Source organism: Komarekiella delphini-convector SJRDD-AB1 (genome assembly GCF_014831675.1).
GTDB lineage: Bacteria > Cyanobacteriota > Cyanobacteriia > Cyanobacteriales > Nostocaceae > Komarekiella.
The window spans coordinates 68,404-94,368 of record NZ_VJXY01000021.1 but is presented as its reverse complement, the minus strand read 5'-3'; the positions used below and the strand labels follow the sequence as shown (position 1 = coordinate 94,368).

The following is a 25,965-nucleotide window of genomic DNA, read 5'->3' as shown; positions in this document are numbered from 1 at the left end:
AATAGAATACTTAATTCATTATGTACAGTTCATTTTACATACTTGCGATTAAGAATTTTTTCATAAATTTCAATATATTTTGTAGTTAACTTTATATCATCAAACTTTTCTATTATCTTAGAAGAATTATTTAATAGCTTCTTACCTAGATTTTGGTTATTTATTAAATTATTCATACACTCAAATAAAGATTGATAATCTCTATTTTTAAATTTCAGTCCGGCATCACCTATGCATTCTGCATGTCCACCAAACTCAGATGTTATAACAATTTTACCCGCTGCTAAAAGCTCCAAAGATACTCCTCCCATTGGTTCTTCCCAGGCAGAGGGAACAACACCAATTGCAGCTTGACTTATCACCTCCATCAATTCAGTACCATGTTTGGAACCTAAAAAATGTACCTTATCAGATAGTTGTAAATCTGTAACCATTTTTTCTAATGACTTCCTCATATTGCCATCACCTACTATCGCTAGATTAATATTTTGATAATCAGATATTGAAACTAAAGCATAAAAGGCTTGTATAAGTTCTGGAAGCCCTTTTTCACTTACTAATCGACCAACATATATAAAGTCATATTTTCTTGGGTAAACTTGCTTTACCTGTTTAAATTGAGAAATGGGATAAGGTGTGTATGCAACAATTTGGTTCCTTAAGGGTTGTCTTTTAGCAACCCAATGAGTAGCAGCAATATTCAAATCCACATTTTCTGCAACATATCTCCTGATAGCCAGTTTTAAAGATTCTTTCAAAAAATAAATAAAACCTTTTTTTCGCAGATAATAGCTTAAAGATGCTGTAGGAGTCATAGGAGTTGGTTCACCATCAAACCAGCCTAAGCCATCCACACAAGAAACTTGATATCCGTTATGCGTCCATATAAAGGGTTTATTTGCTAATCGTGCAAAGGGGTACATTGCAACGCTTGCTCCGTTGGAGTGTACTAAAGAGCATTCACGAGTAAGACTCAACCGCTCTTGAAATGTTGGTTGCCGAACTACCTGATAGCTACGACGTGGTTCTTCTCTGTTTGAAGGTGTTTCAGTGACAACTATACATTCATGTCCCAATTGAGCAATATTCTCGGCAAGTGTAGCAGTAATAGTTTCTATTCCACCTAAAGATGGCCAGAATACTGAAGAATACAACAAAATTTTCATATGGATTTTTCTATAGTTTTTTATATCTGAGAATTGCTAATTCAAAAATACTTTTAAAAAAAAGCAACGTAAAATTAGGATACTTGGTTATTATTTGCAGCCCTTGATTTTTGAATAACCATAAACGTAAAGTGTGTCTATGAATTTTATACTTAAAAGGGTTATGCCCATAATAAGATGATTTATGAACTAGGTAAAAATAGCTTGCTTCTTTAAAAAATTTGACATCAAAATTATTGCAAATAATCGTAATTGCTAAATGTACATCTACACAAGGAGTATTGTAAAATTTATGGTTTTGAATAGCTTTTATCCTAAAAATATAGCCACTTGTAGACCCATAGTAGGTTTTCATCAATAAATTAAAACATTCCTTACGATTTGTCCAATTTGGAGGTTCATGATCTAATGAATTTGTAAATCCAATAATTTCCCCTTCTTCGTTAATTGAGATACCATTACTAATAGTAATTCCAATATTTTCATGGTTATCTAAATATTCAATTGATCTCTCTAAATGATGAGACTGCCATATATCGTCATCATCTAATAATCCAACATATGGAGTTGAAACCTCTTTCATTACTAATTCTAAATGTAATGCTTGAGGAAGACGAGAAAGTTGTTGGATAAATAATAGTTCTTTGTTAGGAAAAGAAGTTTTATATTCATTTACAATTTCTTTGATTTTTCCCCGTTCCTGTAGATCATCTGAGCAATCTGAAATAACAATTTTGTAGTCTTTGTATGTCTGAGCGTATACTGAAGCTAATGCTTTTGACAAATAGTTACTTCGATTGCAGGTCAGTATTAATACTGTTGTGGAACATTTGTTTTTCATTTGTCAATTCTTGCGTAAAATATAAAAAATGCAAGCAATTAGCTAGCAGCACACCGTAAATGAAATATGCAAATAAAATTTGTGACGTTAAAGCCTAGCTATGATTTGAATGAAATATTTTTACATACTGTCAAATCACCATCTCTGGATAAATCATATTTATACATAGACAAAGCCTCAAAAAATATTTTTTCACATTCTTCATCATGCAGTTCAATAATAATGTTTTTGACTTTATTAAGCCAATTCTGATAATTACGTGAGAAAATCTCAATTTCTGCTCTTTCTACATCAATTTTAAGGATGTCAATACTTTCAAAACCTGATTTTTCTAATAAGCTACTGATATCTATCGCATATATATCTGGTTCTTCGTCTCCTTGAATTTCTCGTACTTGCGTAGACCACTCAAGACCATCCCTATACTGACCTTTACAAATTATAAGTCCTGCCTGATTAGACCAAATAGCTGAATTAAGCAATGAAACGCGACTGTTATAAGCTAAGAGGTTCCTTTCACAAACTTTAAAGTTATTAACATCTGGCTCAACAGCAGTCAAATGGGCATTTGGATATTTATTGAGAAAATAAATGGCGGAATAACCCACATTGGTACCACAGTCTACTATCAGACTAGGAGACTTTAAATCACTTAAAGAAGAATATTCTTGTCGAATAAAAATTTGATGAAATGCTTGAGAGTCACTTGTTCCGTATCTAGCCCAAATAGGATGTTTAAAACCTTTCACGTGTAAAAGAATATACTTATTTTTTGCAGAAAATTCAAATTTATTTTCCAATAGGTCAAAAAACTTTTTTTGCATATAATAAGTTATAACCGCCCAAAATCCCATTTGAGAAATCATTATATGCAATTGCTTAAATAAATCCATTCTATTTACCTCAAAAATCATTTTCTAAACTTTATTTTGACCAATGTATATTATGAAATAAGACTAGTTTAATAAATATTAATCATCTATGTTAAAGGAATATTATTGCTGAATAAAAAGATATAGGCATTGTCTGGTGTTTTCTATCCTTCTCCTACATTTCAGATCTGATTTCTTATCTATCTGAAATTTTTTCAGACTTGTATACAATAGCTTTTTCTAAAGCCTGTACTAAAGCTTCCACGTTCTCCCGCACAGACCAAGATTCCATCCGCTTAGTAGTAGCAGCAACCATTTTGTGTAAAAGTTCTTGATTGCCTAAGACTGTCTGTAAGATTTGTGCTAAAGCATCTATATCACCGCAGGGATAAACAAATCCAGTTTTGCCCTCTTGAACCAGATCGTAGCGAGCGCCTACGCGATCGCTTACTACTACAGGACAACCACACAGCATTGCTTCATTGACAACAACACCGAAGGGTTCATGTTCTGATGGAAAAACGAATAAATCAGCAGAGCAATAAACTGAAGGTAATTGCGATTGATTGACAAAACCCAGAAACCTAACTCGTTCTACTATTCCTAAAGCTTTAGCTTCAACTTCAAGTTGCGATCGCAATGGCCCTTCACCAGCAAATACGAGATAGCTATCTGGCACATTAGCTTTGACAAATGCTCGTAGAGCATCTTGTGGGCGCTTCCAGGGTTGGAGTTTGGCGCAGAAAAGGACAACTAGCGAATCCTCTGGAATCTGCCACCGTTGTCGTACTGCGGCTCGATTCACCTGCTTTGCATGAGCTAGCCACCACTCATTATTAACAACAAAAGGTGTCAATACTATCCGTTGCTCAGGAATTCCTAAAGTACTGACAAACTTCACACCTGGCGACGAGGGGACAATGACGGTATCTGCTAAGCCAAAGATCCAAGGCAATAACAACTTCTTCAGATGGACTTTCCAAGCTGAGCCGTTGCGAGGAGTCAAATCGTGAGCATCTGTACTAAATAACAACGCAGTTCCACTAGCTTTTGCAGCCGCTACTAAAATCCAGAAACTAGCATATGCATAGCCTGTGTATGCTATTACAGCGTCAAACTTCCCAGTGCGGACTTGCTTCCATAACTCTAAATTAATTAGACCGAAGAACTTACCTAACCTGGGTTGAGGAGATTGATTGGAGAGTTGAATCCAAGGATAGCCATCTAATAATGGAATATCCCATTGGACTTCTAGACCAAACTCAGAGTCAAACCCAGATTCAGCACCTTGCAAACTACAATAAGCTACTAGGATATCTAGCCTGGGATTTTGTGCCATTAACTGAAAAATTGGGGTTGAATACTGCACAGGATTTGCAGTAACAACCAAGACTCTATACTTACGTGTATTCATATTGACTAAGGTTAGAATAATCTCTAACGACTCTCAACTTAATTTTTCATAATTATTGAATTTGAATAATTAAGGTGATTAATAAAAATTTTTGCTTGTGCAGATAGGTTATGGGTTTGATACCAAGTATAGGCATTGTTAGCAATTACTTGTCCTAATTCTAGAGATAACTGGCTGTTTTTATCGCTAGCAGACCAGTAATGCTTACCGCTTTGAAGACCATCTGTTAACATTGCGTTATGAGTAACCATACAAGGAATTAGCCTATGGGCACAGAAAGCCGCAAAAATAGTTGATTTTGCTAGATATGCAGGTGGAGGAAAATTTAAAAACCCGGCAATAGAATCTAGCATTATTTTGCTAATTTCTACTGTTTTAATGACTCCTGTTTCCATAACAACAATGCCATTAATTTCAGATATTTGTAACCCAGTAGGAGTACCAATATCGTATATTTCTTTAATATCCAAAGTTTTGCAAGCTAGTTCCAAAGCTTGACGGCCTTGCTGATAAACTTGCAATTTACTGTTTTTATGTCCAAATAAAACTAGTCGTCGAGTACGTTCTATTATAGGTGGGTTACACTCTGGTTCCCCAATATTGGAAAAAACAGGTAGATGAGTAATTTGAGTTTTATTTCGACTCATTTTGTACAGAATTTCAGCATAACTCTGCTTACTGGTGATGCAGCGATCGCTCATATTCACTAAGTGCTCGGCCAATTGTTTTTGTAAAGGTGATAACCAGAAAGAACTAGTCCATATTGGATATCCATAAGCATAAACTTCATGAAACATTGTTACCAAGCATGAGTCAGCACTGTTAGCTTTCCAGCGTTTTAAACCTTTAACTAGCCAAACTGGGCAGCCTCTTTCGGCATAACCATAACCTACATAATGTAGTAAGACTGAGACTGACTGGTTCTTGTCAAATGATAGAATAGAGAACAATGCTTCCGCAGAATCAGCCGTTACTTGTTGTATCGGAAAATCTTCAATTTCAGTAGCTCCTTGCCAGTTGCGATCGCCTACGATAAACCGCGTTTCGATATTGTACTGTTTCCGCAACTGACGAGCCAAATTTAGTGCATAGTCGCCTAACCCATTGATTGATGGCGGTAGTTGGGGAACAATTTGAATAACTTGAATAGAATTATTTTTTAGCTTCACGTACTTTTTTAAATTGTTATTATTTCAACATAGTAGAATTATTAGGTTTTTGATGAATTTAATAAGTTAATTACAACGAGAAAATAAAACAACCATACTAGTATGAAGTTTCCTTTGTAGAAATAAAGGTGTTTTGTTAGTAAAATTTTCTAAATTATCAATCCAATTACTAGGCAGTAAGTCAAGTAAAGTTCCTAACTTTAAATAGCCATTTGTTAATGTATTACTAAAAAGCCGAGTTTCCACAATAGATAAATTAGTTTGCTGAGCTAAAGATTCAACTTCATCTAGATGTAATAAAAAAATGTGACCATCTGAGTTAGGCTGGAATTGTATTACTTCAAACTGGCTGGGATCAGAGCATTCAGAAAACTTAGGCAAATTATTTTGAAAATACTCTCCATTAGGAGTACTCATAACAATATGTCCACCAGGCTTAACCATCTTGGCAATATTCTTTATAAACTCATCAGGATGAGCAACGTGTTCAATAATTTCAGCAATTAATACAACATCAAACTCTGAGTCAAAACCAAGTGTAAATACATCTCCCGCTATGTAATTAATATTCCCATATTCCCATTTCAGTTTGACATAATCTGCTAACTCCTCACGCATATCATTCCAAGTAACTTCATAGCCTATTTCTGCCAAAGATAAACTAAAGTTTCCTTGAGCAGCAGCTACGTCTAAGACTTTTGCTCCCGGCTTGGCAACTTTTTTTATTAAATCTAATATATGCTTACGACGATAAGCATAGGCATAGACATATCCAAGATATCTAGGAAAAGACGTTTCTTTATAGATTTCTAACAGATCGTATTGATAGCTAGATTGCCAACTCTCATGCCAAGTTAATTCTGGTGTAATTTTTTTCATAGTTGGATTTATACAAAATTAATTTTTTTAAAAGTTATATTTCATATTTATCTAAAATTAAATATGAAATATAATTTTAAAGCCATATATAAAAATGATATATGCTCTAAGAAAGCTTCTTTAAAGCCAGAGTATCTAAATTTTAATAATCCTGGAATTGTAGTTTTAATAAAACCACGCAGAGTATAAATAAGGTAAGTTTTATAGTTGATTGTGGCTAATTCTTCTGGATGAATGGATAAGTAAATTATTGTTGATTCTTGATGCTGTCTCAGCTTTTTCCAGCCTCCATTGTATCTCCACGGATGACATACAGAAGCAGATTGAATAAATAAAAAATTGTTTCCCATTTTCATGAGTCTTAGTCTCAGATCTACATCTTCCATAGCAGCGTAGGGAAATCGCTCGTCAAAACCACCTAAAGACTCAAAAAGTTGGCGTTGAATAGCAAAGTTACATGACCATAGAAATCCTCCTGACTCATTAATAGGCGATGTTTCACCTAAAGTATTTTTGGGACGATCAACATAAGTTCTCCCCTCAAAAACTAGAGTAGAGGGTTGATTAATTTGAGCTTGAGCATACCCTTCTAACCATTGAGGATCTGGCAAGCAGTCATCATCTGTGAAAGCCAGCCATTCTCCTTGAGCATAGCTTGCTCCATTATTACGATTAGCAGCTGGCCCTTTGTGCGGCCCCGCCACCCATTTTGCCCAAGGATAGCGTTGCTGAATCATCTCCTCAGCAGTTGTTTCAGGACTATCATCTGTCACAATTACCTCGTACTGCTCCTTTGGTAAAGTCTGAATTCCAGGTACTAGGCAATCCAAACATTTTGCTAGCAAATCATTACGATTATAAGTTGGAATAATAACTGTAAATAAAGGACTAAATTTCATTGTTGTACAACAGTTTGAAAGGCGCGTTTAAATCGACGAGCTATTCCTCTTACGGATCGATTATTTCTTTGATATGACAAACTCCACTGTCTAACCTGTTCATCCCATTCAGCTTTCTCTACATGAGTGAGAAAGTTATAGAAAATTTGATGAATTGGTCGAGGTACATCCATACGTATACCTGCCCAGTGAATTAAATAAGGTTGGCGTGATGTTTCACTCCAATAATGTTCAAATTCATCTGGATAGTCTCCCGCCCATGTTGATTCCATGCTCAAGGGAGGTAATGTTAAATTTGTAACTTTTACTCCAGATGCAAATACAAGCAAGTTAAGACCGGGTTGTTCGTGAAAACGATCTCGAATACAGGTATTTACAAAATCTGGTCGCATCGCTGTGTACTTCAGTTGTTCAATTTCAAAAATTGTGCGATCGCAAGCAAATTGCCCGGTATTAAATACATTCTTCTGCCAAATAGTGCTTTTTTTTGTAATTATTTCTCTTGATTCTTGTGTTATTGTCTGTTCTGGATTATGCCAATGTCCACAAGAAGTAATGAAGCCAGAATAAGGCTTTAATATTTCTTCTGGATTCTTTAAAAAACATACATCCGCATCTACAAACTGGTAATTTGCTACTGTTAAACACTGATATTTTCGCATCACCGAATGAGATTTTTCACTTTTTAACCAACTCGTAATTTCAGGTACTTCCCACCAGGTAGATCCATTTGGCAGATCGAAAAGCTTGTCATCATACGGAATTACCAAAAGGGGCAGTTGGCAACCTGTTGCACGTAAGGAACGCTCCATTGCGAGAAAGCGCAGTCTTACCTTATTATTAGCCAGAGTAATAATTTTCTCAATTTTCATAATAGTTTATATATCAACTAAACTAACTGTGTTTAAATTATCAGTTTTTATATTATGTGAAAAATTGTAAGTTTTTGAGTATCAATCTAAAATTGATATTACTGCTTAATATTAAGCTCAAAACAACAAGTTTTTCATCCGAGAGTAAAACCACTCAGGTAGCAATAAGGTAAACCATTTAAACGAGTCAAAGCGACTAAAACCATGTATTTTTATCAGCTTTATTAAGTTGTGCAAACGGTAATTGAATGGCATCTTCCTCATACGGCTTTGAATTATCCTGTCAAGATCAATGTCTTTTTGGCAAAAAATACGGGTTAATAGGGTGTCCGGCTCATTGCTAGACATCTGATCTGTTGTGGGCATCATAGATACGCGAGGCAGAGTGGCAGCACGGAAGTACATATCTTCTAGGGACTGTTGCCAGTTTATGCCCATGTGTATCTCTGTTATGTCTGTTCTGGTTGCTTCACCAACAGATAGCCTGAATTCCAGATCTTCAATTAAATTTGACAAGATTGCTGTGTACTCTTCAAGATCCCGTGCATAGATAAGATTGCCAGTCAGTCCTGGCGAATCAGCGCCAATTATGCTACATACATCGGAAAATGGATAGCGGCTCACCAAAGGCAAACCATAGCTTCCAGCCTCCAACAGTGATGTATTCGAGACAAAGGGAAACGTGTCAACATAGATATCAGCAGCCTGATAAAAAATACTGGTATCTTGACGCTCATTCAGTGCTCTGATTCTTCCTTGTGTTTGCTCAATGGCTACCGACCAATCTTCGTCGTTGTTACCTGCACCAATGGCAATCACAATCACTTGCTTGTATTTTTGCAGCACAGGAAGATGTACATCAGCATAACTGATTCCATCTGTTGTTTTGTACTTAAGTGCTCTAGCTATGGTAAGCACTACAATGCTGTCTTCAGCAAGACCAAGCTGCTGTTTTGCATCTGTGCGAGAAAGCTTTCTCTGAATAGAATTTAAAATAATAGGAAGTAGTAAGTTACGCTCCACTGCAATACCTCTGCGCTCTTGTGAGAGACGTTGACCAGATTCGCGGAGATTAGCCACAACATCACTAATACTATATCCTAGCCAAAAGCATTGATCGGCTTGATTTACGTAGATAATTGGTGGAGATTGCTCCCTATTAGCAAAGGCAATAATAGGAATAACATCTTCTTGGTGGGTATGTAGTACAACCAAGTCTGCTGATGTGGCAATTTCTCGGAGTCGTTTTGCCCAAGAAATAATGCTGCCAATGCTTTCACTTAATGAATATATCTTGCCTTGACTATTATTTACAACTTCTTTCAGAAAACTGGGCACATCATCTAGTCCCTGTCGAGTGATAGCAATGGAGTGTATCCGCTCACTATCCTGCTGAATCCAACGATAAAGCATTTTGGCATGTCCACCAATGGGTGGAAGATGGGTAGCGATATGCAGTACTCTATTTGGTGTTCCAGGTAATAAAGCAGTTGAATTGGAAGAACAAATGTTGTTTGGTATAACCTTTCGTCCAATTGTGAGCAGAAGTTGCTCTAATTCTGGGCTAACAAAAAGACCGCAATGTTGAAAAGTCGCGTATAAAGCGGCAATTTCCGCATATACGGCTGCTGCACTGTAATCATTGCGTTCTACTAAGTCTTTTGTCTGTGAAACAAGACTGCGGAACACATCGAAACGTTTTTGAATTAGGTGGTAGCCTTCTTTATGCAAAGTTTGGAGTGTATGGTTAGCTATTTTTTGCATACAATTGTTTGCTAAATTCTGCTTAGCTGTAATGGATATCGGCATTGCTGAGTGAACATATATAATGAGCTTCATACAAGAACGTAAAAGCTGGGAGTATAAGAATTTAAATTATTACACTTTAGAACTTTATGCTTATATTCAGTAAAGCTTGATACGATAATTAGATCTAAAAAATAACATTAATCTCAATAGTTAGCATTAGATTCTCTGAGCGCTTTATTCCTTTAATAAAAAGCAATTACTAAAGCGATCGCGCGAATCAAAACCGTCGCGCGATCGCATCTAGTTACATCTCTCATTCAAAAGTTGATGCTTCTGAATTTCATCTATTTTCCACATGAACATGGAAGAATGTACAGCAGGAGATTATTCAAAGCTTCGTTGTAACATTAGAGAGAGAACGCAAACTTTTCCGCGACAAAGCTCTTAACTAGACCCATTTTGCCAGTTTTCACGTCCACGGTAAACAAGGCATTGTTTTTGCCATTCTTGTCAGCAGCAAGCGCATACAATTGCCCAGAGGCAGAGAAGCCCAAGTCTTTAACATCGTTGAACAGAGGGCGTCCTTCAACGGTCAGTGGGGCCAGTCTCTTGATTTTGACTTTGCCGGTAACTATGGCTTTGTCCTGCAAGTTCATCGTGATTAAAATGGGAACATTTTCTGAGCCAATCTCAGTTGCGAAAATATTTCCCTTCTGATCTTGGCATAGGTTAGCGAATCGATGAGTGAGTGGTAGTGGAGGTAGGGCCAGTTCATCTTTAGAAATAATTTTACCTGTTCTGTAATCGAGTGTTTTGAAAGCAAAAGGTGGGATGCCTTCATTTCCAACCAAGCACAGAATTTGATTATTGGGAAGGCTGACCAAACTTTCAACAGTCTGATTAGATTTCTCTAAGCCGAGAATTTTTTTTGCTCTGAATTGACGGTTAGTAGCACCACCGATAGCAGATATGAGATGACTGAAATAACCATTTCTTGTACTAGAGACAGTAGAAATTACAACAGTTTTATCTCCAAGCACTATCGCTTTCGTAACTCGATCAGAGTCGGGTAAGAAAAAAGCCCGAGGTTTTTTCGGTACAGGTGACAGATTCTCAACAGATAGAACTGGCAAATTCACCTTAGAAAGAACCTTCAGATCTAGCAGTTCAGCAGAAATAACTTTTCCTACCGTCAGATCAGCAGTGTTTAATTCTACTGGCGGAGTTTGGTCTTCCCGGTTTCGACTATTAGATGTCTTAAGGAGATTTATTCCATAAAGAACCTCCTTGCTCGGCTCACTCTTCTGAGCAAGCGCCTTACTAGAGAGGTCGGCAACAACAGTGGTAGTGAAACTAGCTGCTACTAACTTGGCAAATTGTCGGCGTTGCAGTGGTGTCATTCTTTTACTCCTTGTGGGATGCTTTAGGGAACAATCAGGTTTGCATTTGGTGCCTGGGGTCTAGCTCCCATGTCTGCTAAGATGTTGACAGTTATTTGCTTGACGCGAAGATCTTCCCGCGCTGGGCTAACATCGGCACTGTCTAAACCCCATGCCCACTGAATCGTGCCAGAGGCAAAGACTTTAGCCCCACTACTAGCGGTGTAGCGAGTTGAGTGGGCTTTGGTAAAATCCTGGTTGGCAGGGAGGGCTTGTTCTCCAGGCGGTTCGTCAAAGTTTGGCAATAAGGCAGCAGGCTGGACTGGTGACTGGGACAACATGACGAGGTTGGGAGGAGTTGACCCATTATTAACAATAAAATCCCATTCATAGCCTACTAACAGAGCCAGCTGATCCCCATTCTGAAGTCCCGTATTCGCATAGTAAGGATCGCTGCTGTTGGTAACAACAAAATTAAAACCACCGTAGAGATCCAGGTCGCTACCGTACATGACTCCTAACAAAGCGTTTTCCGGCCTTTGGTTCTGAACGCTGCGGAATTTATTAGTAGCTGCTGATGGCCCTTGCTGCTGGGCGACTGGATCTGATGCCCAATCTTGTTTGTAGCATGCCATCACCCGGTTGGGCTTCACTTGCCCAGCAGCGAGAGTGGAATTTTCAAACCTTACTCGCCAATAGCAAGTATTGGCAGAGAAAAATCCCAAATTAATTCCGCCATTACGAGCAGCCTCAACGGCATCGTACATTTCCTTAGACCAATACTCATCGTGACCCACAGACAAGAATACTTTGTGATCGAGTAAACTTTGTCCGTTGGTGTGAACCTGCATGTTGTCGGTGTAGGTAACATCGTAACCTTGAGATTCCAGCCAGCGCACCATATTGTATTCCCATCGCAGGGGTGTGTCGGCCTCGTAGGACTCTTGAGAAGTTGCCTGGGATATGGGCCGGTCATAGGAAACCTTGAAAGCTCTTGGGCCGTTGCTGTTAAAGTTGTACAAGCTGTGACCTCCGACCGTGTTATAAGCCAGAACACAAGAAACGGCGCTCTGGAACAAGATATCGGCAGTGCTGCTATCATCACGGACGACAAACCACACGTGCGCTACTTTGCCACTCGCCTGATCAGTGAGCTTTGCTATATAAATACCACTAGTCCAGTTATTGCCTACCTGTAAGACGTAGGATGTTGTCCAGTTACACTCGACCAAGCGGGTATCAGGGTCTAAGGTAGCGGCGGATTGGGTTGTGCCATTGAGTGAGCCGCTGCTCGCCATCAGCCTGCCGCCCGTGCCACTATAGTAGCCCAAGCGATATACGTCAATGGTAAACTGTCCAGCTTGTCCAAGAGAAACCTTGATGTCTAGCGATTCCCCTTTATTGACACTGGTTGCTGAGGCGTAGCCAGCAATCTCACCACTACCACGGTTAACAAGTTTCCAGTTAGTTGTACCGGGATTGAGGTTTTCCAAATAGATTGGATTGGGGTTCGCCGGAGTTGCTGAAGCAGAGAAGGTGACATTGCCGATGCCATCTGCTGTCGCGGTTACTACTACCCCTCCGGGTGCGGTAGGAACTGGCCCTAGGGTCAAGGTAGTACTTGCTTGACCGCTACCATTAGTTACTACACTGACGGGTGAGACTGACCCCCCACCGCTACTAACGACAAAGTTCACCGTTACCCCTGACTGAGGATTATTTTGAGCGTTTACAACTCGCACTACTAAGGGATTGGGCAGCGCTGATCCCGTTGTGCCAATCTGATTGTCTCCACTAACTTTAACCAAGCTACTACCGACGACAAAGGCGATATCGCGATAATAGTTAGTATTCCGGTAAGAACCAGTTGGGAAAGAATTGGGGTTTAAATTATATACCCCATTGTTGCCGTCTGCGACTGAGCTAAGATCCCCCTGAACGATAGAACTGGCTAATTCATCTTGGGTTGCCACATAATGGCTATTTGCGTTGACAGAGACTACATAAGTTGTATTAGATAAGATGTTTACTGGCGTTTCTAGAAGCTGTTCTTGCCAACCAGAAGCAGTTTCGTTAGTAAAAGTGACACTTTCTAATAGGGTTCCCGTTGCCGTCCAAAGCTTACCGATATGAGTTCCTGTCTCGCTAGCGGCTTTCCAGAAGCGAATGGCGGTAATCTGTCCCCCTCTAGTACTGCGGAATTTCATGCCTAATTCATAGGAAACACTATCAGTGAAATTTGCAAGGCTCGGTACTTGAGTCGTCAAAACTGTTTGTGCGTTTCCTGATGGATTAGCTGTGGCTGAGAAAGTAACGCTACCTATTCCGCTTGCCGTGGCACTTACATTATTAGTTACAGGACTTGTTGCACCAGGACTAGCTCCTAGCGTTAAGGTAGTACTAGCCTGACCGCTAGCATTAGTTACTGCACTAGCGGGCGAGACTGACCCCCCGCCACTGATAACGGCAAAGTTTACCGTGACCCCAGATTGGGGATTCCCAGCACTGGCTTTGACCTGAACAACCAAGGGGTTAGGTAAGGTAGTTGCGACTGCACCAGTCTGATTGTCGCCGCTAACTTTAGTAATAGTCGGCAGGGCAACAGCAACAAAGTTGATGTCACGAAAATAGTTAGTATTGCGGTAAGAACCGGTTGGGAAAGCTCCAGGTGTTCCATTAAACACCCCATTATTACCGTCTGCCACTGAGCTAAGATCGCTATTAACTATGGGGCTGCCCAGTTGATCGTAAGTGGCGACATAATAAGCATTTACGTTAACGGAGACTACATAGGTCGTATTAGCTTGAATGTTAACTGGTGTTGCTAGAAGCTGCTCCTGCCAGCCGGAAGCTGTTTCATTAGAGAAGGTAACGCTTGCCAATAGGGTTCCCGTTGCCGTCCAAAGCTTGCCAGTATGAGTTCCTGTCTCGCTAGGAGCTTTCCAGAAGCGAATGGCGGTAATCTGTCCCCCAGTAGCGCTGCGGAATTTCATGCCTAATTCGTAGGGAACGCTATCAGTGAAATTTGCAATGCTCGGTACTTGATTGGTAAAGAGGATAGTCATAGCTATTGCCTATAAAATTTAATTACTACGGGTCATAAAAAGTCACTTCCTTAATTAGGAACACTGAACAGCCTTGGAGTAAGCTGCTCGACGAATACTTGATGAACTTGACTAAAAGCAATTTCTACGAAAGGAATTATTTTCTTTAAACCTGACAAGCCATTTTTAAAACTTTTACTACATAGTCCTGTTCGTGTTGAGTCATCTGATGAAACAAGGGTAGTAAGATAGTACGATCTTGGGCTTGTTCACTCTCACAAAGGCGATCGCAATTTGCTTTTTCACACTGGCATTCTCTGCTCCCACACAACCAAGCTTCAATTTGATAAGCAGGTTCGCGGTGAGCGCACATAATTCCTCGTCTTGTGGCCACCCCAGCATCTAACATCACTTGCATGACTTGCCGTTGGTCGCATTTTTCTGGTAAGCGTACACAGTAACTTTGCCAATTACTTTTTGCCCAATCTGGCTCTGTGGGCAATTTCAAGCCTGGTACATCTGCCAGCATTTGCTGATATTGCTGTGCCAAATAACGCCGACGTTCAGTAATTTCCGATAGGCGTTTGAGTTGCTCTCGTCCAACTGCTGCTTGGATATCAGTCATCCGGTAGTTGTAGCCCAACATCGGGTATGACTCGAAGATTACTTGTTTTGCCCCGTGACGTACGGTGTCGGGAACGCTCATCCCATGTTGTCGCCAGAGGCGAAATTGTTTGTCCCATTCGGGGTTGTTGGTAGTAAGCATTCCACCATCACCAGTGGTAATCACTTTGCGGGGATGAAAGGAAAAACAAGCAATATCCCCGTGTGGCTTGCCGATTTTCTCCCACTCACCATTCCAGAGAATTTCACTGCCGATCGCACAAGCTGCATCTTCAATTACTGGTAGATTATGTTGATGGGCAACATCTAAAATGGCTTTGAGGTCGCAAGGCATCCCCATTTGGTGGACGATGAGAATGGCGCGGGTGCGTGAAGCGGAGCTATCCCGAAGGGAATCGCTAATCACATCTGCAATTAACAAAGGGTTAATATTATATGTTTGAGGTTCAATATCCACAAACACAGGTATCGCCCCACAGTAACGGATACTGTTGGCGGTAGCAATATAAGAATGGCTAACAGTAATTACTTCATCCCCAGGTTGCACACCTACAGCTAACAGCGCTAAGTGTAATGCTGTGGTGCAATTGGAGACAGCGCAAGCATAGTTGGCTCCTACATAAGCTGCAAATTCCTGCTCAAAAGCAGCAACTTCTGGCCCTTGTGTAACCCAACCGGACATAATAGCACGGCTAGCTGCTTCAGCTTCGGGTTCACCCATGCACGGTTTGGCGATCGGGACATAATGGATTTTCTCAGACATTGCTTGCTTCCTTTGTCAGCTTTTGTTCGCGCCACCAATTAACCAACCGACGCAATCCTTCTTCTAACGACACCTGTGCTTCAAAACCCAGCAGTTTCTTAGCTTTACTCACATTAGCAAGTCGCCGCTGCACGGGGTTGACTTTGCGCTCTGGCCCGTATTCTGGTTGCAAGTCTGATTCCATCACCTTAGCCAAACTATAGGCTAAGTCATTTAAACTGGTTTCTACACTACTAGCAATATTAAAAATCTCATCAGTGACATCTGTTTTGGCTGCCAAGATATTGGCTCTAGCAATGTCTTCGATGTATACAAAGTCCATTGTCTGTTTACCATCACCAAAAATCAAGGGTGGTTGTCCAGCGACGATGCGCTCCATCCAACGAATTAACACCTCAGTGTAGACACCGTAAATATCCATACGTGGGCCGTAAACATTGAAGTAGCGCAACCCTACATAGTCCAGCCCATACATATCATAAAAACTACGTAATAAGCCTTCATTAAAAATCTTGGCTGCACCGTAGATTGTCCGGTTGTTATAAGGGTGGTGAGCTTCAGTTGTGGGGAACTCCTCCGCCATACCGTATATTGATGCTGATGAAGCAGCAACTACCTTTTTTACCTCAGCTTTTACTGCTGCTTCTAAAACATTGAAAGTACCATCAGCCAAAACTTCCAATGCCAAACGCGGTTCTTCAGCACATTGAGTAATCCGAATTGCTGCTTGATGAAAGACTATATCCACTCCTTGCATGACTTCTCCAAGAAGTTTTTGATCCCGGATATCGCCTTCTACAACTACTAAAGGGCCGTGTTCTTTTGCCCAAGCGAGGTTTTTCAGTTGTCCACGAGTGAAGTTGTCAAGAATGATAATCTCAGAAACTTCTTCCTTGACTAATAAATCGGCAATATGGGAGCCAACTAAGCCTGCACCACCTGTGATTAAAATTCGTTTATTTTGCATATTTATTAAGTGTTATTTGATGGTTCATATCCTTCCCGCCAGCGTAAAAACTTGGCGGGTACACCAGCTGCTATCGCAAATGCTGGTACATCTTTAGTGACAACGGCTCCAGCGCCAACAATGCTTCCTTGACCAATTGTTACCCCAGGCAGGATAACTGCGTTCATGCCAATATCGGCTCCGGTTGCAATTTTTACTGATTTAATCTCTAGGTCTGTTTGAATGATAGGAACATCAATTGGCAATCCGGTATGTGTGGAACCCAGTACTTTTGCTCCTGGGCCCCATCCCACATAATCTTCAATAATTAAATCACGGGCATCGAAGTAGCTCTGCGGGCCAATCCAAACGTTGTTACCAATAATACAAGTACCATCGAACCGCCCTTGAATATAGCTTTGGGAACCAATAAATACTTGATTCCCAATCTCAAATGTTTCAGGATGTTTAAAACCTACACCACTGCCAATGCGAACTCCATGACCGAATTTACGTGCTACTGCACGCCAAATGGTTCGTCGCATCAGCGCATCAAATTCTCCATCACTAATGGCAAAGCGTGCATACAATTCAATTAATGGTTGGAGTTCATACTGAGTATTGAGATATGCTGCTAGTTGAATTTCAAAGTCAGGGTCTAACTGCAATTCCTTTAAGCCGTGGACAGCTTTGATGATCTTAGTCATAGCTGGTTCAGACATTAATTTCCTCAGCTATCATAATGAGGCAATTACTGCCTTTGCGACTTGAGTTTGTGCTTCTGTTGTCAGTTCTGCATACATCGGTAGAGATAACACTTCCCTAGATGCTGCTTCTGAGTGCGGAAAGTCTCCGAGTTTATAACCCAGATCAGCATAAGCTGGCTGGAGGTGGACAGGAATTGGGTAATGAATACCTGTCTGAATTTCTTGCTCTTGTAAGCTCTGTTGCAGAGCATCTCGTTGTGGCGTTCGCGTAGCGTGCCCTACGGGCACTCGCACTGCATAAACATGGTAAACGTGACGGCTATAAGGCATCACCCTAGGTAAAGTCAGACTAGATTTTGCCAGGAGTTGATCGTAATTAGCTGCATGTGTGATTCTGGCTTCTGTCCACGCTTCAATGTAGCGTAATTTCACCCGTAAAATCGCTCCTTGGATGCCATCCATGCGATAGTTATAGCCTTTTAGAACATGATGATATCTGCGCTCTTGTCCCCAGTCGCGTAACATCTGCATAGTACGGGCATATTCAGGATTGTTGGTAATTGCCATCCCACCCTCACCGTAGGCTCCTAAGTTCTTACCTGGATAAAAACTAAAACAACCAATGTCGCCGATACTACCTAACCGCTGCCCTTTGTACTCAGCCCCATGAGCTTGGGCTGCATCTTCAATTACAGTCAAATTATAACGGCGAGCAATTTCTAGAATAGGTTCCATGTCTGCTGATTGACCGTACAAATGTACAGGCAGAATGGCTTTTGTACGATCAGTTATAGCTTTTTCAATTTGGTTGATATCTATGGTGTAAGAAATAGGGTCAATATCTACAAAAACAGGGGTGGCTCCGGTATAAATAATTGCTGCTACCGTAGCTACGAAAGTAAAAGGTACGGTAATTACTTCGTCACCAGCACCGATACCAGCAGCTAGTAACGCTAAGTGGAGGGCGCTAGTACCTGTATTCACAGCTATGCCATAATCAGCATTGCAGTAATCTGCAAATTCCTCTTCTAAAGATTTAACTTCATTCCCTAAGATAAATTGTGTACTTGCCAGTAATTGTAAAACAGCACTATCAATTTCATCTTTGATACTCAAGTACTGAGCTTTGAGGTCTACAAATGGAATCATGCCGCTACCTCTGCTATATTCAGTTCAATTAATCGACCTTGCTTCTTCAAAGACTGGCTTGCAGCTTCTAGAATTCTCACTACATGCAGTCCTGCCTTTCCATCGGTAAGCGGGCGATCGCTTTGTTGAATACAATTAATAAAATGCAATCCTTCTGTCCGCAGCGCTTCTGTCATATCTAACTTGGGCGACCACATATCCCCTGTGCGATAACCAATCATCATCTGGTAAACACTTTCAGAATTGCCATTAATAGTAATTCCCTTGTCGTAAATCTTGACTTTTTCGCTAGGTTCTAAGTCGTCATAAACAATCATGCGTTGGCTACCACCAATCAGTGTGCGACGAACTTTTACCGGTGCTAGCCAATTGACATGAAGATGAGCAATCAAGTTATTTTCAAAGAATAAGGTCAAGTAAGCTATATTCTCTGGTTCTCCAGGTATGTGGCTGATGCCTGTAGCGGATACAGCATAAGGTTGAAATGGCAATACATAGTTCATGATTGCGAGGTCGTGAACTGCCAAATCCCAGATGACATTCACATCATGCTGAAAAAGTCCTAAGTTGACTCGTACAGAATCGTAGTAGTAAACATTCCCTAAAGTATTAGTGGCAATCAGGTCGTGCATTTTGCGTACAGCACCCGTATAGACAAAGGTATGATCCACCATTAGTACTAAATTACGTTTTTCTGCCTCTTCAATCAAGCGCATCGCCTGTTCTGAGGTGGTGGTCATGGGTTTTTCTACGAGCACGTGTTTGCCAGCCTGCAATGCAGCTAAGGCCAAATCAAAGTGAGTAGAAACAGGTGTGGCGATCGCTACTGCATCAATCTTCGGATCTGTCAATATGTCTCGACAATCTGTCGTCACATTAATTTTAGGATATCTTGCCTGCACCTTTGCGAGCAATTCTGGTTTAAAATCGCTGACTGTTTTGACCTGCGCTCCTGGAATTTCCGAGAAATTTCTGACTAAATTTGGCCCCCAGTAACCATAACCGATTACACCGATATTAATATTACTTTCCATTGGTTTTAACTAATCAGAATCTATTTTTTGTGAACTACAAAGTGCTGCTATTCAAAAAATAACGGTAGCTTTTGAGTTTAATAATATTAGGCTTTAACCTGAAAAAAATTGAGGTTTTACAAGCTTTTATTGAGTCAGCTTATGAGTTGAAATGGCCTAAAAATCTCCAATCTTTTATTCTTTACTTAGGTTCCTAACTTTGGCTGAGAGGAAAGTAGCTTTAGTTGTTTAACTTAAACTAGTAGTTGATATTTCTAAGATTGAATTGCGTGTTCCTTCGTGTGGGAGCTTTGTTTCATCGCGGACATCGCCAATCACACGAGCAGGTACGCCCACTGCAATTGCATAATCAGGGATATCACGAGTAACTACTGCTCCAGCCCCAATAATGGCTTTTTCTCCAATAGTCACCCCTGGCAAGATGGTAGCATTGCTACCAATAGAGGCACAGCGTTTAACTTGTGTTTTGAGTACATACCAGTCGGCATCGGTTTTCAAACTACCATCTTCATTAGCGGCATGGGGGTAAAGGTCATTAGTAAACATCACTCCATGACCAATAAAAACTTCATCTTCAAGGATGACGCCTTCACAAAGAAAGCTGTGTGATGAAATCTTACACCGACTACCAACAATGACATTTTTTTGAATTTCCACAAAGGTACCAACCTTTGTCTCATCACCAATTTCACAGTCGTAGAGGTTAACTAAATTAGGATGGAAAATCTTGACGTTACTGCCTATTTTTACATCATCATTTACTGGCATAATCAACCTGTTGATATTTTTTTGCTGATCAATATATTTGATCAAATCCTGTAGGAAACTTACATTTATAATCGAAGTGCTAATGCAATTATTGAATTGTTTTCCAAATTGCATCTTCTAAGTAAGTACACTCATCACCTTGCCAAGGATAATCTAGCCTCTCAATCTGGTGCATACTAACTTCAAACTGACAAATTTCTCTGAGATTTTCTAATAGCGTTTCGCTGCTACGCTCGGCAAACCATGTTGTTAAGGTATAAGAACCCATGTAAAGTCGTAATTTAGGGATTTCACAGCGGAGAATATGAGTTCCTGCTTCTCGCTGAAACGGCACATCTTGTTCAAAAAACCAGAAAATAGCAATTGGCTGTTGCAAAGCGCTGACTATTTGAAAGGAAAAACGCAGACTTTCATGAGGTTTTTCGATGTGAAAAGCGAACTCAAACGTAATTGGTTTTCCCCAGCAGTGAATACCTTGTCCCTCTGAGGTATCTACCTTTGCCCAAGCTATGTAGTTGCCAGTTTTGTTAGTGGGTGCTTGATAATACGCAGATTGTACTGCATCATCTTTATGCCCAGCTAGATATAATTGCACAGCTTTGCTGGTATTGCCATCAAACTGAATATGACCTTTGGAAAGTAGAATACAACGTTTTGTTAGTTGGGCGATCGCTTGCATACTATGACTAACGAATAAGACTGTGCGTCCTTCTTTGGTTGCTACATCCTCCATTTTTCCCAAGCACTTCTTTTGAAAAGCAGAATCGCCCACAGCTAGAACTTCATCGATAATTAAAATCTCTGGCTCTAAATGAGCTGCTACAGAAAAAGCAAGGCGCACATACATTCCAGAAGAATAGCGTTTTACTGGTGTGTCTAAAAACTTCTCTACTTCGGCAAAAGCAACTATTTCATCAAATTTTTTCCGAATTTCAACTCCACTCATACCTAGAACAGAACCGTTGAGGTAGATGTTCTCTCGCCCAGTTAGTTCTGGGTGAAACCCCGTACCTACTTCTAATAGGCTTGCCACTCGCCCTTTAATGGCAATGCGTCCAGTCGTTGGTTCGGTGATGCGGCTCAAAACCTTTAATAGTGTTGATTTCCCAGCGCCATTACGTCCAATGACACCAATAGCTTCACCTTGTTTAACCTCAAAAGACACATCATTCAGTGCCCAGAATTCTTCCCGACTGGGATTGGGCACTTTTTTACCCGCAGGCTTGATAAATTTTTGAGTGAGAGATTTAGCTCCATCAGCAATTACATCACGCAGAGCCTTATAGCGATAGAAGCCAGAACTTTCTTGCTGATGACTAATAATATATTTTTTACCCAGATTATCTACATGAATGACAGTATCAGACATTTGCTTTGCTCCTTCCTAAATTACGTCAGCAAACGTCCGTTCCATTTTGCGAAAATACCAGATACCACTGATCAGCAAAAAGATAACCAATCCCATAGATAATATAAATCCCGGCCAGTAAATTTTTGAATTCCCACCTATAATAGCCCAGCGAAAACCATCAATTACCCCCACCATTGGGTTCAAAGAATAAAGTAGACGCCACTTTTCTGGCACAACGCTACTACTAAACCCTACTGGTGATATATACAGCCCAAATTGCATAATAAATGGCACGATATAGCGAAAATCTCGGTATTCTACATTTAATGCTGCTAGCCACAGCCCTACTGCCATAGAAGCAGCAAAGGCAATAATAATAAATAACGGCAGCGTTAATATCTGCCAACTAGGCACGAAATTATACCAAATCATCAACCCTAGCAGAATCATGCCAGAAATCATAAAGTCAACAAAACTGACGGTTACTGCACTGATAGGTACAATCAGACGTGGGAAGTAGACCTTAGATATCAAATTGGCATTACTAATCAGACTGTTACTGCACTCACCCAAAGCATTGGAAAAAAATTGCCAAGGTAGCATAGCAGCAAACACCAAAATTGGATATGGTGCGTCTTGCGAAGGTAATTTCGCTAAATTACCAAACACTACTGTGAACACCACCATCGTCAAAAATGGTCGGATAAGTGCCCAGGCTATACCAACAAAGGTTTGTTTGTAACGCACCAGAATATCACGCCAAGCAAGAAAATATAATAGCTCACGATAGCGCCACAGGTCTTTCCAATACTGTTGCTCTGTACGTCCAGCTTCAATCAGTAATTCCGGCTGAGAATCTGTCATTTGACTAGTTATTAAGTATTGATTGAAGACTTTTAATTTTGACCCAGAAGATGGAAATCCTGAATACTTTTATAGCCAAGTAGTCTGGCTTGTCTGCGAGTAAATTCTCCTACAGAAGGGTTTCCTTCAGGATTAATTACTCCTGTTACTTGCTGCCAAAGCTCTCGTGGGGCTAATGAAAGTTTATAGGTACGCTCATCGCACCTATGGACGTGATACCATCTTGTTTGCTGGCACTCGTCACACCAAAAAGCCTCTAACCATTCTCCCTCTAGCGGCACGCTACTTTGATTGGATACTAATATCAGAGCATTCCGCCGACTTATACCTCGTTGCTGCAACTGTCCTGGTTGATTGGCAAACAGTTGATATTTTTGACTGACGCTATCAATATAGCAACTGTGATATGGACAGTAGATATCACGTCGTTTTGAACGTTTCCGATTTCGCTCACACCTTCTCTGCAATTTGACCTCCCACATCAAATAGACGATGAAAAAAGGTTGTATCGGAGGGACTGAGATCAATAAGACCATCAAAGCCCATCTCCCGGATAAAAAATAAATTATTCAATTACTCTGTTATCAGAGTTACTTGGTTGATAAATGTAAATCAACTTGATCAAATTAATTGAGCAAATTCTAATTGGCTTTTTTCAATAGATGTTAGTTGTTGAAACTAAATAACTTTTTATTTTTACAACATAATGATATTTACTTGTTTACAACATACAGCAATATAACATATTTTGCCGATATTAATGCATGATTTTTAACATAAAATATTGCATTAAATGTTGCCAATCATAAATAAGCTCTAAAATGCTTATTTTAGAACCTTATTTTAATTTAACTGACATTTAAAACGCCTTTGTATCAAGACTTTAACGTAACTATAGCTAATGCTGTTACACGCAAGTCAAAAATTTGATGAATTATGCTTTTTGGGTATTTTTAATGATAAGTTACTCTCCTTTGGATCGTCCTAGTATGTAGTAAGCTTTTATTTAAAGTGTTCTGGCATAAGCAAAGACCTCATATTTGCAATTTTCAGTTAAAAATAGAGTGAGCACGACAGCAGAAAATCTTTATATTCAGCTATTAATAAGTAAAAGTTGATTGAATTATCTAATTTTGGAAAATACAAACTTTTACTTTGTATGGCTTTCTGACATAGTTACCGTACCTTCAGCCAATATCGCTTTATGCAAAACATCAAGGTATTGTTTAGAAATAATTTTTGGTGTGAAATGCGATCGCAAATATTGACGACCCGCCCTACCCATACGATCCCCTAGCTGCCGATCATTACGGAGTAAGCGAATAAATTGAGCTAAACTATGACCATCTCCATTGTCAAATGTGCCGCCACAGTTGGCTTCTGCAATCATTTCTCTTAAGTATGAATCTTGTGAACAAATCACTGCTATTGGCCGTCCTGATGCTAAAGCTGAGTACAGCTTGCTAGGAACGACCAAACTCTCTGTAGATGCATCCACACTCACCAGCGATAGATCGCAAGCAGTTAAGGAATAGGGAAGCACTTGCTGATCTTGATACGGTAAAAACAAGAAGTTGCTCAATCCCAATAGCTTCACTTGCTCAATCAGCTCGCTGCGCTTTGCTCCACCGCCAATGCACACAAACTGAATTGGCTCATCTTGCAGATATTGAGCCGCTTGCAGGATAGTACCAATGTCATGACAGCGACCCATATTACCGGAGTATAGTACGGTAAATTTTTTAACAAGGTTATACTTCCAAGCAAACCAGTTTTTATGCTTGGCAATTGGCATAATCCATTCCGGGTCTGCCCAACTGTGAATCACAGATACTTTATCAGCTATTTGTGGACAATTTGCCACGACTTGCTGTTTCATACCAGGACTCAGAACTATGATCCCCTTGGCGTTAAGCCAAATCTGTTGATTGAGTTTTTGCCAGAACCGCGTCATCCAATTATGTTTTGAGATGACCCCTAGAGCGATCGCAATATCTGGATATAGATCATAGAGTATACAGACATAGGGAAGTCGGAAAAAGATATAAGCTAGATATCCAATGACTGGTAGAAATGGGGGAGCTGTAGTCAACAACAATAGATTACTGCGACGCCAGCCTCTAATCAGATAGAGTGCTGCACGCAAAGTATATAAGACACCATTGATGGCTTTACCACGAATTCGTCCAGGCCAAAGTTGAGCTGTGCGCGATCGCTGAATTCGGACTCTACCTAAACGTTCAATAGATGGAGCATTAGCTGACTTAAACGCATACCCAGGTTGACTGGTAAAAACCTCAACATCTATTCCTTGTTGGTCTAAATGCCTCACTAGTTCTTCTATTAACTGTCCCGTAGCTGCATAGTCCGGGGGAAAAAACTGCGTGATCACAGACAATTTCAAGGACTTCTGAGTCTTGAAAGAATGTTGATCTCTCGCTTCTAATTGAGTAGAAATGGATAGAAACAATTTTTGATTAATCCATTCATTAAGTCTCATCGGTTGTGTCCTACAGTATAAATCTTACTTGAGAGGGCTACTGAAGCCATTAATTCACGTACAAACCCACCTGGTTTGATAACTATCGTCAATCCGCTCCAGGTTAGTGTATTAATTAACAGGTGTAAAAAATATTTATGCATATACATACAGGTATCTCTTCAAGCCATGTGATTGAAATCACACAGATAGCACAAAAAAATATGCGAAGAAAACAATTGAACTCTACCTACGTTTCCGAAGAGGTAAGTTGAGAAAATTATTTACTAAATTTACTATGAGTAATCTGATTTGATTGATGAAATTACTTACGTAGTGAGGATACAGGGAACACGAAAGAAGGGAAAAGATGCATACTGAGTTTTTTCAAAAATCAAATAAGAGTCCCATAGCAAAAAACCGAATCCTAAATCAAAGAATAAATTGGAGTAGGAGAATTCTGTTTATTCACAAAAAATCTTTGCTAGGAATGCAGTTTCCTCTATCTCGCTCCTTACTTCTCTAGACTTTTAAAGGCAATTACTTATCAGATTAATATATATACAGTAATTGCAAATCAAATTTTAATTTTGTTTTATTTATTTACATCATTAGTCTCTGTTGATTATGTTTGAATGAAAGGGAACAGAGAACAACTTTCAGGGGTAGATATTTAGGTTGCCAAAAAATAATTGGGAAAATTCTCAATTATTGAACGTAGTTTTAAGTTTGCAGATGAGCATTGTGATTCTAAAACTCAAAAAGTAGGCACTGCTCTAAAAACCTGCCCATGAAAGATAAGTAATAGTAGATCGCCCACGTTAGTTAGAAAGGTAAAGAGAGCAGGAGGCATGAGAAATACTGCACTCTACCTTCTGCCGTGACTACTTGTACACAAGGGTTGAAATCTGACTCCAAATCTCTGAATTTAGAGTCCTGCAATCAGTATAGAACTGTTGACAAAGCGGGCAAGCAACAAACGACAGCTTACACTTA

The 25,965-nt window shown here is 39.9% G+C and carries 21 protein-coding genes; all 21 read right to left on the bottom strand.

Annotation, left to right across the window (positions count from 1 at the left end; all coding sequences use genetic code 11):
* Positions 1-29: 29 nt before the first annotated feature.
* The 21 genes from FNW02_RS19450 to FNW02_RS19350 all read right to left on the bottom strand — a co-directional run bounded on the left by FNW02_RS19450 (position 30) and on the right by FNW02_RS19350 (position 24,990).
* Positions 30-1,166 (bottom strand): glycosyltransferase family 4 protein, encoded by a 1,137-nt coding sequence (locus FNW02_RS19450; protein WP_191759145.1) that lies wholly within the window; start codon positions 1,164-1,166, stop codon positions 30-32.
* A 10-nt stretch (positions 1,167-1,176) separates the two neighbouring features.
* Positions 1,177-2,007, bottom strand: a complete 831-nt coding sequence (locus FNW02_RS19445; RefSeq protein ID WP_225225774.1) for a glycosyltransferase family A protein — start codon at positions 2,005-2,007, stop codon at positions 1,177-1,179.
* A 98-nt stretch (positions 2,008-2,105) separates the two neighbouring features.
* On the bottom strand, positions 2,106-2,900 hold the full coding sequence (locus FNW02_RS19440) for an FkbM family methyltransferase (protein ID WP_191759143.1): 795 nt from the start codon (positions 2,898-2,900) through the stop codon (positions 2,106-2,108).
* Positions 2,901-3,075: 175 nt separating this feature from the next.
* Positions 3,076-4,293 (bottom strand): glycosyltransferase family 4 protein, encoded by a 1,218-nt coding sequence (locus FNW02_RS19435; RefSeq protein ID WP_191759142.1) that lies wholly within the window; start codon positions 4,291-4,293, stop codon positions 3,076-3,078.
* Positions 4,294-4,331: 38 nt separating this feature from the next.
* Complete coding sequence (locus tag FNW02_RS19430; protein WP_225225773.1) at positions 4,332-5,462, bottom strand: glycosyltransferase family 1 protein; 1,131 nt, start codon at positions 5,460-5,462, stop codon at positions 4,332-4,334.
* 66 nt (positions 5,463-5,528) lie between these two features.
* The gene (locus FNW02_RS19425) at positions 5,529-6,341 is read right to left on the bottom strand and encodes a class I SAM-dependent methyltransferase (protein ID WP_191759141.1); all 813 of its coding nucleotides are present in this window, start codon (positions 6,339-6,341) and stop codon (positions 5,529-5,531) included.
* A gap of 47 nt (positions 6,342-6,388) precedes the next feature.
* Positions 6,389-7,240, bottom strand: coding sequence for a glycosyltransferase family 2 protein (locus tag FNW02_RS19420; protein ID WP_191759140.1), 852 nt, complete (start codon positions 7,238-7,240; stop codon positions 6,389-6,391).
* Complete coding sequence (locus FNW02_RS19415; protein ID WP_191759139.1) at positions 7,237-8,112, bottom strand: hypothetical protein; 876 nt, start codon at positions 8,110-8,112, stop codon at positions 7,237-7,239. The genes FNW02_RS19420 and FNW02_RS19415 overlap by 4 nt, the downstream gene beginning before the upstream one ends.
* A gap of 117 nt (positions 8,113-8,229) precedes the next feature.
* Positions 8,230-9,876 carry a glycosyltransferase family 4 protein gene (locus tag FNW02_RS19410; RefSeq protein ID WP_191759190.1) on the bottom strand — a complete coding sequence of 549 codons (1,647 nt, stop codon included), beginning with the start codon at positions 9,874-9,876 and terminating at the stop codon, positions 8,230-8,232.
* 392 nt (positions 9,877-10,268) lie between these two features.
* Positions 10,269-11,261 (bottom strand): hypothetical protein, encoded by a 993-nt coding sequence (locus FNW02_RS19405; protein WP_191759138.1) that lies wholly within the window; start codon positions 11,259-11,261, stop codon positions 10,269-10,271.
* Between the two features lie 23 nt (positions 11,262-11,284).
* Positions 11,285-14,305 carry a N,N-dimethylformamidase beta subunit family domain-containing protein gene (locus FNW02_RS19400; protein WP_191759137.1) on the bottom strand — a complete coding sequence of 1,007 codons (3,021 nt, stop codon included), beginning with the start codon at positions 14,303-14,305 and terminating at the stop codon, positions 11,285-11,287.
* Between the two features lie 145 nt (positions 14,306-14,450).
* The gene (locus FNW02_RS19395) at positions 14,451-15,671 is read right to left on the bottom strand and encodes a DegT/DnrJ/EryC1/StrS family aminotransferase (protein WP_191759136.1); all 1,221 of its coding nucleotides are present in this window, start codon (positions 15,669-15,671) and stop codon (positions 14,451-14,453) included.
* Positions 15,664-16,638: an NAD-dependent epimerase/dehydratase family protein gene (locus tag FNW02_RS19390; protein WP_191759135.1), complete on the bottom strand. Its 975-nt coding sequence runs from the start codon at positions 16,636-16,638 to the stop codon at positions 15,664-15,666. Before FNW02_RS19390 ends, FNW02_RS19395 begins: the two co-directional genes overlap by 8 nt.
* A gap of 5 nt (positions 16,639-16,643) precedes the next feature.
* Positions 16,644-17,339 (bottom strand): acyltransferase, encoded by a 696-nt coding sequence (locus tag FNW02_RS19385; RefSeq protein WP_191759134.1) that lies wholly within the window; start codon positions 17,337-17,339, stop codon positions 16,644-16,646.
* Between the two features lie 15 nt (positions 17,340-17,354).
* The gene (locus FNW02_RS19380) at positions 17,355-18,473 is read right to left on the bottom strand and encodes a DegT/DnrJ/EryC1/StrS family aminotransferase (RefSeq protein WP_191759133.1); all 1,119 of its coding nucleotides are present in this window, start codon (positions 18,471-18,473) and stop codon (positions 17,355-17,357) included.
* Positions 18,470-19,507, bottom strand: a complete 1,038-nt coding sequence (locus FNW02_RS19375; protein ID WP_191759132.1) for a Gfo/Idh/MocA family protein — start codon at positions 19,505-19,507, stop codon at positions 18,470-18,472. Before FNW02_RS19375 ends, FNW02_RS19380 begins: the two co-directional genes overlap by 4 nt.
* 228 nt (positions 19,508-19,735) lie before the next feature.
* Positions 19,736-20,275 (bottom strand): acyltransferase, encoded by a 540-nt coding sequence (locus FNW02_RS19370; RefSeq protein ID WP_191759131.1) that lies wholly within the window; start codon positions 20,273-20,275, stop codon positions 19,736-19,738.
* Positions 20,276-20,363: 88 nt separating this feature from the next.
* Positions 20,364-21,644: an ABC transporter ATP-binding protein gene (locus FNW02_RS19365; protein ID WP_191759130.1), complete on the bottom strand. Its 1,281-nt coding sequence runs from the start codon at positions 21,642-21,644 to the stop codon at positions 20,364-20,366.
* Positions 21,645-21,659: 15 nt separating this feature from the next.
* A complete protein-coding gene (locus tag FNW02_RS19360) occupies positions 21,660-22,490 on the bottom strand; it encodes an ABC transporter permease (RefSeq protein ID WP_225225772.1) in 831 nt (276 codons plus the stop codon).
* Between the two features lie 32 nt (positions 22,491-22,522).
* Entirely contained in the window at positions 22,523-22,957 is a 435-nt protein-coding gene (locus tag FNW02_RS19355; RefSeq protein WP_191759129.1) for a hypothetical protein, read from the bottom strand.
* 683 nt (positions 22,958-23,640) lie between these two features.
* Complete coding sequence (locus tag FNW02_RS19350; protein WP_191759128.1) at positions 23,641-24,990, bottom strand: glycosyltransferase family 4 protein; 1,350 nt, start codon at positions 24,988-24,990, stop codon at positions 23,641-23,643.
* Between the last annotated feature and the right edge of the window lie 975 nt (positions 24,991-25,965).

Bases quoted from the DNA above. Each gene is read 5' to 3' on its own strand.
- FNW02_RS19435 (WP_191759142.1), bottom strand. From the start codon at position 4,293: ATGAATACACGTAAGTATAGAGTCTTGGTTGTTACTGCAAATCCTGTG.
- FNW02_RS19385 (WP_191759134.1), bottom strand. From the start codon at position 17,339: ATGTCTGAACCAGCTATGACTAAGATCATCAAAGCTGTCCACGGCTTA.
- FNW02_RS19440 (WP_191759143.1), bottom strand. From the start codon at position 2,900: ATGGATTTATTTAAGCAATTGCATATAATGATTTCTCAAATGGGATTT.
- FNW02_RS19405 (WP_191759138.1), bottom strand. From the start codon at position 11,261: ATGACACCACTGCAACGCCGACAATTTGCCAAGTTAGTAGCAGCTAGT.
- FNW02_RS19380 (WP_191759133.1), bottom strand. From the start codon at position 18,473: ATGATTCCATTTGTAGACCTCAAAGCTCAGTACTTGAGTATCAAAGAT.
- FNW02_RS19360 (WP_225225772.1), bottom strand. From the start codon at position 22,490: ATGACAGATTCTCAGCCGGAATTACTGATTGAAGCTGGACGTACAGAG.
- FNW02_RS19410 (WP_191759190.1), bottom strand. From the start codon at position 9,876: ATGCAAAAAATAGCTAACCATACACTCCAAACTTTGCATAAAGAAGGC.
- FNW02_RS19415 (WP_191759139.1), bottom strand. From the start codon at position 8,112: ATGAAAATTGAGAAAATTATTACTCTGGCTAATAATAAGGTAAGACTG.
- FNW02_RS19450 (WP_191759145.1), bottom strand. From the start codon at position 1,166: ATGAAAATTTTGTTGTATTCTTCAGTATTCTGGCCATCTTTAGGTGGA.
- FNW02_RS19370 (WP_191759131.1), bottom strand. From the start codon at position 20,275: ATGCCAGTAAATGATGATGTAAAAATAGGCAGTAACGTCAAGATTTTC.
- FNW02_RS19420 (WP_191759140.1), bottom strand. From the start codon at position 7,240: ATGAAATTTAGTCCTTTATTTACAGTTATTATTCCAACTTATAATCGT.
- FNW02_RS19350 (WP_191759128.1), bottom strand. From the start codon at position 24,990: ATGAGACTTAATGAATGGATTAATCAAAAATTGTTTCTATCCATTTCT.
- FNW02_RS19425 (WP_191759141.1), bottom strand. From the start codon at position 6,341: ATGAAAAAAATTACACCAGAATTAACTTGGCATGAGAGTTGGCAATCT.
- FNW02_RS19375 (WP_191759132.1), bottom strand. From the start codon at position 19,507: ATGGAAAGTAATATTAATATCGGTGTAATCGGTTATGGTTACTGGGGG.
- FNW02_RS19395 (WP_191759136.1), bottom strand. From the start codon at position 15,671: ATGTCTGAGAAAATCCATTATGTCCCGATCGCCAAACCGTGCATGGGT.
- FNW02_RS19390 (WP_191759135.1), bottom strand. From the start codon at position 16,638: ATGCAAAATAAACGAATTTTAATCACAGGTGGTGCAGGCTTAGTTGGC.
- FNW02_RS19400 (WP_191759137.1), bottom strand. From the start codon at position 14,305: ATGACTATCCTCTTTACCAATCAAGTACCGAGCATTGCAAATTTCACT.
- FNW02_RS19365 (WP_191759130.1), bottom strand. From the start codon at position 21,644: ATGTCTGATACTGTCATTCATGTAGATAATCTGGGTAAAAAATATATT.
- FNW02_RS19445 (WP_225225774.1), bottom strand. From the start codon at position 2,007: ATGAAAAACAAATGTTCCACAACAGTATTAATACTGACCTGCAATCGA.